At 48.9% G+C, this 14,207-nt stretch carries 12 protein-coding genes; 1 reads left to right on the top strand and 11 read right to left on the bottom strand.

Going from position 1 to position 14,207, the window contains the following annotated elements:
* Window positions 1–12 precede the first annotated feature (12 nt).
* The 4 genes from spoIIP to E0496_RS16100 all read right to left on the bottom strand — a co-directional run bounded on the left by spoIIP (window position 13) and on the right by E0496_RS16100 (window position 6,045).
* On the bottom strand, window positions 13–1,257 hold the full coding sequence (gene spoIIP, locus E0496_RS16115) for a stage II sporulation protein P (protein WP_141502810.1): 1,245 nt from the start codon (window positions 1,255–1,257) through the stop codon (window positions 13–15).
* 133 nt (window positions 1,258–1,390) lie between these two features.
* Window positions 1,391–1,600, bottom strand: coding sequence for a nucleotidyltransferase family protein (locus tag E0496_RS16110; protein ID WP_338325861.1), 210 nt, complete (start codon window positions 1,598–1,600; stop codon window positions 1,391–1,393).
* A gap of 183 nt (window positions 1,601–1,783) precedes the next feature.
* Window positions 1,784–2,914 (bottom strand): response regulator, encoded by a 1,131-nt coding sequence (locus tag E0496_RS16105; RefSeq protein WP_141502809.1) that lies wholly within the window; start codon window positions 2,912–2,914, stop codon window positions 1,784–1,786.
* A 20-nt stretch (window positions 2,915–2,934) separates the two neighbouring features.
* Window positions 2,935–6,045: a hybrid sensor histidine kinase/response regulator gene (locus E0496_RS16100; protein WP_241674829.1), complete on the bottom strand. Its 3,111-nt coding sequence runs from the start codon at window positions 6,043–6,045 to the stop codon at window positions 2,935–2,937.
* 401 nt (window positions 6,046–6,446) lie between these two features.
* Here E0496_RS16100 and E0496_RS36890 point away from each other — a divergent pair, with 401 nt between their 5' ends.
* Entirely contained in the window at window positions 6,447–6,581 is a 135-nt protein-coding gene (locus E0496_RS36890; protein ID WP_277755859.1) for a hypothetical protein, read from the top strand.
* 47 nt (window positions 6,582–6,628) lie between these two features.
* Here E0496_RS36890 and atzF read toward each other — a convergent pair whose 3' ends face one another.
* Genes atzF through E0496_RS16065 form a run of 7 tightly spaced genes read right to left on the bottom strand, consistent with a single transcriptional unit; the run spans window position 6,629 to window position 14,179 of the window.
* Complete coding sequence (gene atzF / locus E0496_RS16095) at window positions 6,629–8,377, bottom strand: allophanate hydrolase (protein WP_141502807.1); 1,749 nt, start codon at window positions 8,375–8,377, stop codon at window positions 6,629–6,631.
* 29 nt (window positions 8,378–8,406) lie between these two features.
* Complete coding sequence (locus E0496_RS16090) at window positions 8,407–10,014, bottom strand: PucR family transcriptional regulator (RefSeq protein WP_141502806.1); 1,608 nt, start codon at window positions 10,012–10,014, stop codon at window positions 8,407–8,409.
* 16 nt (window positions 10,015–10,030) lie between these two features.
* Window positions 10,031–10,465 (bottom strand): cupin domain-containing protein, encoded by a 435-nt coding sequence (locus E0496_RS16085; protein WP_139996488.1) that lies wholly within the window; start codon window positions 10,463–10,465, stop codon window positions 10,031–10,033.
* Between the two features lie 51 nt (window positions 10,466–10,516).
* A complete protein-coding gene (gene atzD / locus E0496_RS16080) occupies window positions 10,517–11,587 on the bottom strand; it encodes a cyanuric acid amidohydrolase (protein WP_277755858.1) in 1,071 nt (356 codons plus the stop codon).
* Window positions 11,587–12,339 (bottom strand): ABC transporter permease, encoded by a 753-nt coding sequence (locus tag E0496_RS16075; protein ID WP_141502804.1) that lies wholly within the window; start codon window positions 12,337–12,339, stop codon window positions 11,587–11,589. The genes atzD and E0496_RS16075 overlap by 1 nt, the downstream gene beginning before the upstream one ends.
* Window positions 12,336–13,160: an ABC transporter ATP-binding protein gene (locus E0496_RS16070; RefSeq protein WP_141502803.1), complete on the bottom strand. Its 825-nt coding sequence runs from the start codon at window positions 13,158–13,160 to the stop codon at window positions 12,336–12,338. The genes E0496_RS16075 and E0496_RS16070 overlap by 4 nt, the downstream gene beginning before the upstream one ends.
* A gap of 11 nt (window positions 13,161–13,171) precedes the next feature.
* On the bottom strand, window positions 13,172–14,179 hold the full coding sequence (locus tag E0496_RS16065) for an ABC transporter substrate-binding protein (protein WP_141502802.1): 1,008 nt from the start codon (window positions 14,177–14,179) through the stop codon (window positions 13,172–13,174).
* Window positions 14,180–14,207 lie beyond the last annotated feature (28 nt).

The raw sequence follows: 14,207 nt of genomic DNA, 5'->3' as shown, positions 1-14,207 counted from the left end.
GTGCTAGGCAATTCACTTAATTTGTTTATAATACTCCGCGAACACATCAGCAAAAGCTTCTGCGGTTTGGAGGTTTTCTTGCAGCGTATTGTTAATGCCTCCGAATTCGAGCAGCAAGCTTCCGTTAGATACGGATTGGTTGTATTCAGCGTTCCCTTGATGGGCGCTTTTGGTCAGAACGCCTCTCGATATGCCTGGATACTTCTTATTCAATAGCTCATTCAACGCATCAGCAAACTTTTTGTTTTCCTTGTACGTAGGATTGGCGTCTCCAATGACGAACATAATGCGCGCATACGTTTTCCCGTTAATGGTAACCGTTGTTTTGCTGCGCGGAACATCCGCATCCCGGTGGATATCGAAGAAATAAGACAAGGAAGGATGGGATTTCATCGCTTTATCGACCGCTTTGCGCGATTCGTTATAAGATTGCGTATAGCTTAATTTCTGCTCGTTCAGCCTTGCTGTAAAGTCCGTCTCCTCCACCATCGTGGGGATTCCCTTCTTCTGGAGGCTTTGCGCAATCTGCTTGCCAACCAGCGTAATGTTCACCTTCGGATCATCAACGGAAGAGCCCTTCGAGCCGCTGGATACATTTTTCCAAGACTCGCGGTTATGCGTATGGTAAATGTATACCTTGCTTCCACTTTGGCTGGCGACCCCTGTATTTACGACCCAATTCGCGACGTAAGCGGTTCCTCCGCTGGGCAGCGAGACTTGATACCAGTCTCCTTTGATAGAAACGACCGGAAACGATTCGCCTGCCCTCGCTTTGGTAACAATCTCATAATCCAGCCCTGGTCCTTTGCGCAAATTAGTGGTGTCCACAATGTTCACGATGACTTCTTTATCCTGATTGCTGCCCGACGGTTTGCCACTGTCCGGCTTTTGGCCGTTATTTGAAGAAGTTTGACCACTACTCGCTCCAACGGTTTCCACGACCCAATTCGCAACATAGGCCGTGCTGCCCCCCGAAAGGGAAACTTGATACCAATCCCCTTTCGAGCTGACAATGGGGAAGGAATCCCCTGCCTTTGCCCTGGCGACAATATCATAATCCAGCCCTGGCCCTTTGCGTAAATTCGTAATATCTACAATATTGGCAACAGCTGATTTGCTTTGTGCATATTGTTGAGCTCCTGTGCTTAGCGCTTTCCCAGCAGCCAAATTCTGAATAGAGGCATATGCAGCATCTGCGCCTCCGGATAATAAAGCAAATGCGACGGTTCCACCAATTAGTTGATTTCGTAATCTCAAAGCTGACTTTCCTCCATTTCAAAAACTTGTTCTACGAAATTTCGACAGCAATGGAGGAAAATCCTTCTAAACTACAAGGTACTACGCGAAAATGAGAGTAAAGTCTTAGTCATTCACGAAAATGAAATGTGACTCACGGAGCACAAATCTGTAGATCATCATTTGGAAGGAGTTTGACCCCGACACTGGTAGCAGTTTCAGGCCATGTGTAAATTGCTGCCTCGGTCGATTCCAAAGGAGCAACAGGATAACCAAAGACATTTTGATACCAAAGATGGACAGCCGCCTGGTTTGTAGCCTCCCAAGGTACATCAGGTCGTATATTTGAAAGCTCATTCTGTATCGCCGCATCATTTGGCTTAGCATTTATTTAGCTCAAAAGTAAGAGAAAACCCCTAGAGACTTTGGCATTTGGGAAGCCCTCCATTGCCAACTTATGATATGCCTACAGGTTATCTGTTACCTTAGTTCATCCTATCCCGACTAAATAGCCATTCTATTAATTACCTTATTCTTAATCGTGAGTTTAGTTTTCTTTTATCTGCTCATAAAGCAACCTAGTTTCTTCTGCCGGACGGATACGAAGCTCTGCCAGCCTTTCCACGAGCAGAAAATATACCCGTTGCACTTGTGAATGATTGCCTAGCTTTACATACGCTTGCATAAGCAGGCGGTATAAAGGCTCTTCGCAAGGAGCTAGCTGTATCGCGCGTTCAGCCGTTTCGATCGCTTTATAGCAGTCTTCCTTTTCGATGTAAAGCTTCACTAGCCAAACAAACCATTGCATAGCCATTTTCTCCATCTGAATGCTTTCTTGAACGGCCCAGGGATAATCCTCATCCTGCAAAAAGTTAAACCGATACAGCTCCATTAATTGCTCCAGTTCTTCTAGCGCAGCTTCCTCCTCGTTTTTCCATCGCTTCAATCCATTTTTAAACTGTTCAACATCAACATCAACTTGAGCTGCGTCCAACATATATTTCTCATTCTCATAGTTCAAAACATGGCTAACGCCAAGCTCTTTAAAATGTTTCCGGAGCAAACTAACGCAGGTATGAAAGTAAACCTTGGCATTCTGATAAGGGTCATCGGGCCACAATTTGTCAAGAATTCGGTCACGATGAACTGGAACAAATCCTTGCAGCGCTAAGAAAGCAAGCAGCTCTTTTTCCTTTGTCGTCCTCCATTTCAGACTCGCGCCGCTCTCCGTAAAAACCTGTAAAGTTCCGAGCATCCGAATTTTCAACTTAACCGGGAGCTGTTCGTCATCTGTATTGCTTGTAGGTTTGGTGCCCTCTAATTTCCGGCTCAAGCGGTCAATCGTAATCGCCAAACGGTTGATTTCCAGCGGTTTTAGTAAATAATCCATAGCAGCATGCTCAAATGCTTTGACGGCATACTGATTATAAGCGGTAACATATACGATCTCAGCGTTAGGATATTTTATGCGAATCCGGTCTGCAAGCTCAATTCCATTCATTTCAGGCATATCAATGTCTAGAAACCACACATCCGGTTGCATATGCCCAAATGCGGTTATCGCATCAAAAGCGTTGCTTGACCTGCCGATAACCTGAACCTTGCCCGTTTTGACAAGGAACAGCTCTAGTATATTCAACGCATGCTCCTCGTCATCCACGATAAACGCTGTAATCATATTGCTCCCCCTAGCAGCTTTTAATAGTTCAAATACGAGATGGGCAGCCAAATGGTCACCTTCGTTCCAACGCCAGGCTCACTTTCCACCACTGGTGATTTTCCAGTAAGATGCTCCACGCGCCTTCTGATATTTCGGAAGCCAACTCCTTGCTCTGGCGAGTCAGGCCCAAGCATCGCCTGTACCTGCCCTTTGGCCATCCCCACTCCGTCATCTGCAACCTCAACCTTTACCAAACCGTTTTCCTGTTGAATCGATAAGCGCACCGTGCCGCCTTTCACCTTTTTGGATACGCCATGCCTTATCGCATTTTCCACGAGCGGCTCAATCGTCAGAGGAATAATGCGTATGCCATTCAGACTCTCATCCACATCAAACTCGATGTTTAACCGGCTCCCAAACCGTTCACGCTCGATCCCGACATATGCATTAATCAGCTCCATCTCATTGCTGAGCAAAACGGTGTCCTCCGTATTATCCTGATGAAAAATTATTCTGAGATACCGGCTGAAAATACTAAGGAGCTCGCCTGCCCGAGGCCCGTCTGTGTAACATAGCGACATAATCGTGCTAAGCGTATTATATAAAAAGTGGGGTTTGATTTGAGATCGCAAAAAAGCCATTTCGCTCCGCGCAGCATCCTTAACCAGCTGCTTCATGGAAAGCAGCGTATGAATCCGTACCCGGATTTCTCCTGCATCGAAAGGACGCGTAATAAAATCGCTGCCGCCCGCAGAAATTCCCGCTTCAATATCAGCAGGTGTATTTCGGGTACTAATCAATAGAATTGGCAGCTCAGCATGGTTAAAACGGCGGCGAATTTGCCTGCATAGCTCATAACCGTTCGAATTTGGCAGCAGAGCATCCACGATAACCAAATCAGGGCGTTCAGTCATAATACGCGAATAAACTTCTCCATTCTCCCCAGCACCGCTAGTTTGGTAACCTTCCATTGTAAGCATGCCATACAAATGCTCCAAATCAACCGAATTCGCCGAGGCGATCATAATGCTGGATTCCGCATCATTTCCCGGTCGATCCCCTGCTTTCAGGCGTGGCTTGTAAGGAGGCTCTTTCTTCGGAATATGCAGTGGCACAGACCACCCACTCTGCTCTACATCAGCATGCTGCAGCGAGATCGTGACCGAATCGGCCACTTCATCTATCGCAATTTGCCCACCCATCAGCTTGAGCAATTCCCCAGCCATTGACATTCCCATTTCAAAGCCCTCATAGGCATCTTCCTCCCAAGGTGCTTGCCGTGCTTCTTCTTCCGCCAATAGTTCGGCTGCCTTTTGCCGGAAAATAACCCGAACACACTCCTTGTCCCACTCGCTCTCAATAAATATAATCTTACCGCTCTGATTTTTTAATAGATGATGAATGACATGAATAAGCACCTGCAAAAGACGGTTTTCATCAGCCCATACAAATCTTGCTTCGGGATTGATCTGATGAATAAAACGCGTGTTTTTCCCTTTTGCCAAAAAATCAAAAACTTCAATAACAACCGAGATACTCATGCCTAGATCAACCGTCCGGCTTACCACCTTCAGACTGCCTTCCTTCATTTGGGCAGCATCCATAATATCCTTAACCATATTCGACATCCGATAGGCGATATTTCGAATGCGGTAGAGCTTCTCTTCTGCCTCCATTTGCCGTAAACTTGTGGGCAATGCCGCCAGCAGCGAGTCGGACATATTGATAATACCGTTTAGAGGCGTATTCAGCTCATGTGATGTAACGAGCAAAAACTCGTCTTTCATACGGTCTGCGATTTGCAGCCGATCTGTCAGTTTTCTCATCGAGCGGTAAACGCCAATGTATTGGTAAGCAAGAAAAAACGAGATAAATAATAGCAACAGCAGACTAGTCAAATTCGTCATCGTAGGGGGGATAAGATGCATATTGCTCAAGATAACGACGGAACTTCCCATCAAACATAACCACACGGTTGCCAATAATATTTGAAATTGGCGCGTATCCAGTGAGCCAAACCGCTTCTTCAAATAAGAGTAGAATAGCATAACCGTAAGCGTCGCGCAGGCGAGGTAAACGTAGCCATATAAAGCTTCCTGAAAATTAGAATAGATAGAAAAAGGCAGAAAAATAATAGCGACGCAGTATGTTGATAGAATCCAAACCGATAATAGCAAAAACTTGCGCAGCCACGTTACGGAGGCCAACCTCCATGAAATAAAAAACAACAGGGCCGGGCCCATATAAACCGAAATATATTTGATTTTGAATGCCAGTTCAAAGGGAATATCCGGGAAAAGCATCAGAAACAGCCGTTCCCCATTCGTAATGACACTTATGCTGAAACAGAATGAAAACGCTGAAAGCAAGAGCATCAATGGATTACGGTCAAACCGAAAGGACAAGAACAGAAACAATAACCCAAAAAGCAGCAGCATCATGACGCACATCAATTCGAACCCCGCGCGCAATTGACCACGAAGTTCCAAGTCCTTCCCAATTCCTAGCTCAACCGACTCAAAAATCCCCCCACTGCGAAAATCATAATTAGCCACCTGCAGCAAAATTTCCACCTCGCTGCTTAAAGGGCGAAAATATGCGGTGTAAGGAACATTGCGCGGCTCATAGTCTTGTTTAGTAATACCTGTTTGCCCTGAAGAACCCAGAAACTGGCCATCTACATATAGCTTGTCCGCAAAGCGAACATAAGGCTTGCCGATCGCCAGCGTCTGGTTGGTTGGAACGTTGCGGAGCAGCAGACGATAAGTACCGTAACCGTGTCCCTGCATCTTTATGTCGCTTCCGCCATGCCAGCCATCCCAATTGCCTGGTACCGGAATGGTAGGCAACGCCGCAGCCTCGTGCTTCGTATCCTCCGGCGTCAATAATTGGTTGGGAAAGAAGGACCATTCCCCATCAAGCGGAAAGATACGGTTCGCTTCCCAATCCCAACCCGCCAAATCCAGTATGCCATTCTCAATGGCAGGAGCCTCCTTGTGTTGCCCGATCTGCCAAGCAATAAACAGAGCTCCCGCCAGCGTAATCAGCAGTAGCCACGTTGCAAATGGGTCCTTCCATAGTTTCCATACCTTTACTAGCTTTAATTGATTCACTAACTTTACTAGCTTCGATGGTTTCAATATTATCATTAGCTTCACTGGGGAAATTCCCCTCTCCGAAAGTGCTCATGTGCACTTTATGATAAATTGAAACGGAATAACTTACAAGCTTATATGGCTTTGTTCAGTAATTGTTAAGCAGCAGTCGTTATTGCGAGGCGCAAAGCGGTAGCTTATCGTCCAAAGAGGCTGTTAGGTTATGATTTTTTACTGGTGCATGGAAAAAAACATATGACGTAATTACATTCAGGTGGTGATTTTCGGTTTGGTTTCACTCACCTGAAATTATATCCATATTCTTGAAAGCATCATGTTCTTATTTCAATGTTTCCATTAGAATATCGCTCGTCCATATACACATCCATCTTTTTTATTTTGTATACAAACCAAGTACGATGATGTAGCTCTTTGTCTAGAACCACCTTAACAAAGTGAGGGTTCGAGGAAATCCAAGGCCGCTTAAAAGAGGCATCGTTCGCACGGTTTCAAGCAGAAATGTGGAAGTAACTTGGAGAATGGGCAACGGCTGGAACCATACGATCGAGCATGATATCAGTGAACTGTAGGAACAAAGAAGGCTAGCCCGCAACAAGCCGGCTAGCCTTCTTCCTTTTTACCTTATATGCCTCCAGCCGCCATAAGCGGTAATATCCTCGGCATCCGCTTCCGCGTAGCCCTCGCATATAAAGCCGGAAACCTCTGACCCATCCGCCAGCTCCACTTTGCCGATGCCGAGCGGCGCCGGAATAAGCACTGCGAAGGCGCCGAAAGAAGCGACAGGCATTTCCCATACTTCCAGCTCGATCGAGCGGCCGCCGTCCTGCTTCTTCAGCAAGCCAGGCTTAGCCGGCACGGTTGGCAGCTTCACCATTTGATACTTCGCCGCAGTATGCGTCTCACGTACGAAACGGCTGCCAAACGCCAGCATCTGCTTCTCGAGCGGATACCCTCTCATATGCAAACCGCAAACGGCGACCATCATTTTATCGCTTGTTGCTGCTTTCGGCTGCGGCAGCTCCGCTTCTAGAAACGTTGCACCAGCCCCCTGCACCAAATGCTCGCTTTCCGAAAGCGCGAATAGTGTAATGCCAAAAGGCATTTCCGGCGCGGCATCCCCCGCAGGGATTGCCACTGCGCACAGATCGAGCAGATTGCAATGATTCGTATAACGTCCCATATCCGAATTCGTGGCAATCGGATCGCTCGCCACCTGCGCCCTTGTCCATGTTCCTCCGCAGGTCGGCATAACAAGAACTGCACCTTGCATAAGCTCATTGCTGTTCATGCGCAGCTCCTGCAGCTGATGCATCGCTTTAAATACAGAAGCCGCATCATGCTTGCCGGATCCGCCCGAGCGCAGGATCTGCTCGGTTACAGGGAAAGCAACGCCCGGATGCTCCTCCACAAACGCCCCTACGCTTGCCCACCGTTCGGCAACCCATGGACCATCGTATAATAGAGCAGCCGCCTGCGCGAACAATTCATAATCGATGTATTCAATCGGAATCGGCAGCGCTTTGATTCTCTCCACTGCGTTATCCCATGCTTTGCTGTATTCGGCAGCCAGCGGCCCATAGAAGTCCAGCGGCTTCAACGGCAAATATAGTTTATCCGGAAGCTTCGCTTGCAAGCGGGGAACGCTGCGTGACCAAGGATCTGATTGCTCATGCCCGCGCACTTGATCATCGACTGTCCATGCATCTTCTGCATTGTGGGCAAAAACAGTCACGCAATCGAGGCTGGCGCAAGCGGGTACGACGCCTTTGGTAGGCCAAGCTCCTAAGCTCGGCTTATAGCCAACAAGCCGATTAAGCGCGGCCGGGACCCGCCCGGAGCCAGCGGTATCGGTGCCCAGCGCAAAAGCCGCATGGCCCCGCGCCACCGCGACGGCAGATCCTGAGCTGGAGCCTCCGCTAATCCAATCGCCTTGCAGTGCGTTATGCGTCTCGCCATAAGGGCTTCTTGTTCCAACAAGCCCAGTAGCAAACTGGTCTAGATTGGTTTTGCCGACTGGAATGGCACCGGCAGCAAGCAAACGCTCGACAACTGTTGCATTCTCAGCAGGCAGATACGCATATTCGGTACAGCCTGCCGTTGTAGGCGTACCCGCCAAATCAATATTGTCTTTAATGGCAAATGGCACGCCCCACAGCGGCAAGGATGAATCCAGCGTTTGCAGCCGGTCCAAGTAAGGCTTAATCCGCTCCAACGCCGGAGGCGTAATCCAAATATTCAGCGCCTCGTCTTCGCGAGCGCGATGAATGATTTCTTCTATGACCTGTTCAGGCGTAAGGCTGTCGCTCCCATACCTCTCGCGCAGCCACGCAACCGTAAGCTCGCGCGGAATATTCAGCCTGCTCATATGCTTCTCCTCCTTTGCCATCCTGCCATTTATGCCGGCCGCATCTCATTCAGCTTTACCGCTAGATGCAGCTGCAAAATATCATCGCCATTATCCAAGCTGATGCCCAGTAGATCGCACACCCGCTCCACCCGGTAAGCGACTGTATTATAATGGGTGAACAGCTCCGCTGACGTCTTTTTCACATTTCGGTTATGTTTAAAATAAATCTTCAGCGTCTCAAATAATTGCGAGTTGTGCTTCACATCATACGCGAGCAGAGGCATAATATAATGATTGCGGTAATCCTTAACCTCCTCCGTGTCCGGAAGATGGTAAAGCAGCTGGAATACGCCCAGCTTCTTGTAATCGACATACGGCTCGCGGTAATCGCAAATCGTGCTAATATAATGAATTTTTTTGGCATCGCTATAGCTCTCATAGACCCTGTCGGCTTTATCGACCCGGTTGCCGATACAAAGAGAATAGCTCTCTGCTGCAAAAACCGCCTTCATATCCGCAGCAATCCTTTCGAATGCCGTGTTCCGCTGACCCTGCATCGCTTCTGGAAAAAGAACGATCAGCTCGCCTTCCAGTATCGTTGCCTGCAGGTCCTCGCTTATGGATTTTGTTCTCAGCCGTTTAATGGCTTGCTGCATTTGCTTGATGCTTGGTTTGCCGTTCAGAAAACGTACCAGCGCGACATATCGCGGCCGCTCGTCCCCGAGCGGGCACCCGCATGCCTCCGCTCTTAGCTTCAGATCCTCAATCGTGACGATTCGCCCTGTCACCCAATCCTGGACGAACTGATCGACGTATTTGAGCTCCACTTCACGCCTCGCATTGGCATTGATCATCTCAAGCCCCACCAATACGCCAACGCGGTCGATCGTCAACCGATCGACAACGGAATGCTCTTGATTCCATTCCAGAAGAATAAGCAGGCATTTATCATACTGCTTGTCATTGACCGCTGATACATACACGCGGATACGGCGCTCTCCGAGCGTAATAAAGCTCACACCCAGATTAGTCTCCTCCCGCAGATGCGCCCAAAGCATTGCATTATCCGCCTGCTCCAGAAGCTCAGCCTGAGGCGAGAGAAACACATGGTCAGAATCATCCAGCAAAATAATCGGGTTATTCAATATCCCATCCAGCGTCTGCAAAAACTCCTCTATTCCTTTTCCGTACAAAAGCTGCTGCGATAGCTTCTGGAAGCGGCTTTGCAGAAGCGACAGCTCCCTCGCCTCCTGCACCAGCACACGCTCCATAATATCCCGGACGACATCCGAGAATACGGTCGCGGACGGCAGCTCGAAGATCGGAAAATCGAGCTGATCGGCCAGCTCCAGCGCACGGGCAGGAATCTTATCGATAAACCGTTTGGTCTTTATGCCGAGGGCCGAAACCCCCTTCTCTACTAATTGAGGAATGATATCCGAAATGGCGTCCGGCTGGTCCCGGAACGGGAAGCCGCTCGTAATGAGAAACTCCCCAGGCCTTACCCAGTCGATAACATCCGGCACTTCCATCACGTTGACGCGGTTAATGATTCGCTGCATGCCATTAGCGCCAGCCAAGACGACAGCTTCCTTAAAGTCGGGGATCAGCAAAACATCACTGCACGTGAATCCTGCCTTATTGTTATCTGCCATCGCATATCCCGCCTGCCTATTTCAATTTCGTGGAATACACATCTTCCACAAGCGTCGTGTTAAAAAACGAGTTGACCGGCGTATCTTCCCCTACCGGCAAGAAGATGCTAATTTGCTCCGTCGGCTGATCGTCGTCATTCGCAACCGAGTGCACGACGCCTGCCGGCACATGGAACGTATCGCCTGCTTTATAGCTTTGCCATTCGCCATTGCAGAGCAGCTTTACCTTGCCAACCGTAATGTAGATGATTTCGGCAACGTCATGGTAATGCGGCAATACCTGCCCGCCAACGCCGATTTTCTCCCACAAAACGGAGCTGGTCTGAAAACCCATCTGATCCGCCTGCGCCGCGGATACAATCTCACGGTGATACAAATGAATATGGTCCGGCATAAGCCCCCATGGCATATTTTCTCCGATTAATACCTCTGTTTTTTTCGCTGTGATCATGATGGCATTCCTCCATTAATCGCTATTATATTGTTGTATGGTTTATTCCGTTTATTCGCTGCGTTTAAAGATGACGGCTACCGGCCCGCCGCCTGAAGGGCCTTGATGCTCTGCCCCGCCCGATACGTAAATCATCGGATCGCCGCATACGGAAGCGAGTACGCCACCGACGACCGCGCGGGCATGCCTCGTATGATTAATATCCGAATCATCCAGCATCGTGTGGCGGCTGCCTCTGACATAGCCCGTTGGATCGGCCTCCGCCTTAGCCAGCACCTGTACCATTTCGCAATCCGAGTGCGCATCCAGCAATCGCCTCAGAGAAGCCGCGTCAATCGCGTCCTTCATGACGTCATGCGCTATGAAATAGGGCCCTTCCGCATAGGCGGAGTTGCCGAAGACAATCACTTCGCAGTACGAAAGCTCGCTGCCTGCGGAGGTTGAAGCGACGTTGCTGAACAGCTCCCAGGTCCCGCAAATATCCGTTTCCTGCAGCGCCTCCCGATCAACCTCTCCGAGGGCGACCGCTGCGCCGAGCGCCGATGCGCCCCGCGAGTAGCCCATCGACTTGTACGTATCTTCCGTAACGGTGCTTTTGGATCTGCCATAGGCATCTTGAACCTGCTCCGCCGTTAGCAGCGGACACTTGATCTGGACAAAATGCACGTCTGCCGCAGACGCGATGCCGGCTTCCTCAATCGCATGTTTTACCGCGGCCGCCACCTCATCCACTTGAGCAAGTCGGCCAAGCTCCTCCGGCAGGAAATCGGCTGTTCTCGCAACGCCAATCGCCAGCGATTTCCGCTCTTGCTTCACTGAATCCTTGCTAAGTGCTCCCTTGCGGCTAATTACCGTGAAGTGAGGACTTAATATGCCTTCGGTTCCTCCCGACATCACGTAGGAGATCGGGGAAGTCGTCTCTTTTTGATAATTAGCAAAAAAGTTTTTTAAAGCCATCACCGCATAGCCTCGCGTAAAATCGTTCACGCAGCCGTTGCCTTCGGTTTTGCCGAGTACGGCGATCACATCCTGCGGAGCAATCTTTCCTTGCTCGATATATTTTTCTAGTGCGGCCACATCATTTGGCGACCGGCTAGGAACGCGTATCACGGAGCAATTCATCATAGGTCATCCGTCCTTTGCCAGAAAATAATTTTTCTCTCCAGCTGGCTAATTCCCCAGAAGAGAACAAGGCCGCATAAGGCCGAAGCGATAATAGCGGAGAACATCACCGGCGTATCCATATGGTAAGAAGATACCAATACGACATAGCCGAGTCCTTTATTTGCGCCTACGAATTCACCAACGATCGCGCCGACAATCGCCAGCGAGGTTGAGATTTTCAGAGCAGAGAACACGTAGGGCAGACTCGTTGGTAGCCTCAGCTTCCAGAAAATCTCTGCTTTTGTGCCTTTATAGGTGGAGAACAGCTCCCATGCTTCATGCTCGATTGCTTTCAGGCCTTTCACGCTGTTAACGAGAATCGGGAAGAAACAGATGAGCATCGAGGCTACTACCTTGGAGGAATAGCCCGTCCCCATCCAAACGACCAGAAGCGGTGCCAGAGCGACAAGCGGCGTTGTTTTCAGCGCAATCGCCAGCGGAAAAACGCCCTTCTCGATTGGTTTGGAATGAACAAATATAACGGCGGTAATAAGTCCGAGAATATTAGCGAATACAAAGCCCGTTAAGGCTTCCAGCAGCGTGACCAGCATATGCGACCACAGCGAGCTGTCGATGACGGCTATAATATCCGTAGGCGAAGGGAGCAAATAGATCGGTATGTCCATTAGGCGTACCGCAAGCTCCCAGATCATGAGAAAACCAATGGCGAATCCGACAGGGTACAACGCGTCTTTTATTTTCGTTTTCATAGATGTTTGACCCGCTTTCTTAATTCCTTGACCGTCTGATGGAAGGCGGGAAGCTCCTCCATGCCAACCTCTCTAGGAGATGGCAGCGGAACCGGAATAATATCATCCACACCTGCAGGTCTTGGCGACATCATGATGACGCGATTGGACATGAGCACGGATTCTTGGATGGAGTGGGTAACCATGACCACCGTGCTGAGGCTCGTTTCGGGACTCTCCCATAGGCGCAACAGCTCAAAGTTCAGTTTCTCTCTCGTAAATTCGTCCAGTGCGCCAAAAGGTTCATCCATGAGCAGTACCGTTGGATCAGCAGCCAGCGCACGGGCGATTGCGATTCTTTGCTGCATTCCCCCACTGAGCTGGTGCGGAAAGTGATTCATGAAGTCCTGCAGACCAACCAGCCGCAGCGCCCCCTCCGCTTTCTCTTTCGCTTCCTTCTTCGTGAATTTCTTCTCACCGATCGTAAGCGGCAGGGCGATGTTTTGAATCGCTGTCAGCCACGGCATCAAGACCGGCTTTTGGAACACCATGCCGAGGGAGAGATCCTTCGACGGATAGATGATCTCCCCTCCCGCATTCGGCTGGAGCAAATCAAGCATTAAGCGCAAAAGCGTTGATTTGCCGCAGCCGCTGGGACCAAGAATCGAGACGAACTCATTTTTGTAAATATCAAGCGACACGTTGTTCAGCACCTGCACATCGCCAAAGGATAGGGAACAATTTTTTAATGTAACCGCGATTTCGCTCTTGGAAGAAATGGTTGTGGTTTGATTCTGCAGCTTTGAAGCTTCTTTCCCCAGATCACTGGCCGTTGTTAGCATAAAATCACACCCTATTCGATAAATTCGTTCGTAAATACATCGTCAAGCTTTTGTTCCTTCTTCAGAAAATCCAGTTCGATCAGGTTTTTTTGCAGTACATCCCATGCTTCGGTATCCATTTTGCCAAGTGGCAAATTTTCTGGCTCAAGTAATGGAATGCTTGCCTTCATCATGCTAACCTCGTGGTCAAGCGTCAGCTTATCACCGTATTTCAGGCCAAATTCAGCCGCTTCTTCCGGATTCTCGATAGCATAGCTCCAGCCCTTCATAGAAGCTTGAACAAAGCTTTTCACCATTTCTGGATCACGTTTGATAATGTCCTCAGTGGTAAACAAAGTATCAGCATAAAAATTAATATCGTAATCGCTTGGTTGAATGATGTTCACTTCATTACCTAGCTCCTGCACAGCAAGCACTTCATTGATAACATAACCAGGCCATGCTTTCACTTGGCCGCTGAGCAGCGGACTCAGGTCATATTTGGCCGGCATCTCTTCTACCTTAGAGCCGTCTATTCCTGCATTTTTCACCATCGCACGGTAAGTTAATTCTTCATTGCCACCTAGCTTGACGCCAATCTTTTGGCCAACCAAGTCTTCCATCTTCGTAATGCCGGATTCCTTCAAGCTAAACAATACAAAAGGCGTTTTCCGGTAAATGGTCGAAAGTGCCGTAACTGGAACTCCCTTTTCCCTTGCCATCAAGATTTGATCCGCGCCAGTTACCCCGAAATGCTCGGTTCCCGAAGCAATCATTTGTACGGATGGGAAGTCCGCGCCGCCCGGTCTGATTTCAACATCCAAGCCCGCTTCCTTGTAAAAGCCTTTCTCTACCGCTGTATAAAATCCGGCAAACTGGGCTTGGTGAACCCATTTCAATCGCAAGACGACTTTTTTCAGCTCTCCCGTTTCTCCACCTGCTGTTTCCGAATTGGATTTGCTGTTAGACCCGCAAGCCGATAAGACAAGTAAAAGTGCTGACATGACGATAATCAATGATTTTCTGGATAATTTCCACATATGGTTTCCTCCGATGTTGTTGGTTTAT

It is taken from the genome of Paenibacillus luteus, assembly GCF_006542765.1.
GTDB lineage: Bacteria > Bacillota > Bacilli > Paenibacillales > Paenibacillaceae > Pristimantibacillus > Pristimantibacillus luteus.
Note: the sequence above shows the minus strand (reverse complement) of the source record. Positions and strands in the feature narration are given on the sequence as shown.